This window comes from Methylobacterium sp. WL116, assembly GCF_008039455.1.
In the GTDB taxonomy this organism is placed as follows: domain Bacteria; phylum Pseudomonadota; class Alphaproteobacteria; order Rhizobiales; family Beijerinckiaceae; genus Methylobacterium.
Genome location: NZ_VRUV01001167.1, coordinates 1 through 421, shown reverse-complemented (window position 1 = coordinate 421; position 421 = coordinate 1). Strand labels below are relative to the sequence as shown.

The following is a 421-nucleotide window of genomic DNA, read 5'->3' as shown; positions in this document are numbered from 1 at the left end:
GGCCGGGCAGGGCGCCCGCCGTCACCGCGGCGCCGAGCGCGGCGTAGCGCTTGGCGAGGGCGTCGGTCTCCGCGCCGAGGATCAGGATCTCGGGCGCCGGCCGAACCGTCGCCGAAGCGAGGTCGATCCGCGCGAGGTCGGCCGCGAGCTCCGGGCCGATCGGAAAGCCGCCGACCGAGAGGCGACCGGGCATCTCGGCCGGCGCGGTGCCGTCCGACAGCTGGTTCACCGCCGGGGCCCGCAGCTTCATCTCGCGCAGGTACCCGCGCCCGGTCCGGCACGGCGCCATCAGCACGAGCCGGTCGACGCCGCCCTCCTCGGCCACGAGCGCCGCCAGCGTCGCTCCGAGCCGCAGGCCGACGAGGACGACCTCCGTCACCCCCGCCTCCTCGCGCAGGAAGCGCACCGCCCTGCGGACCGC

1 pseudogene is annotated in these 421 nt (G+C 77.7%); it reads right to left on the bottom strand.

The features are described 5' to 3' along the window. Positions 1 to 421, bottom strand: a pseudogene (locus FV223_RS31190) (thioesterase); the annotation flags it as partial.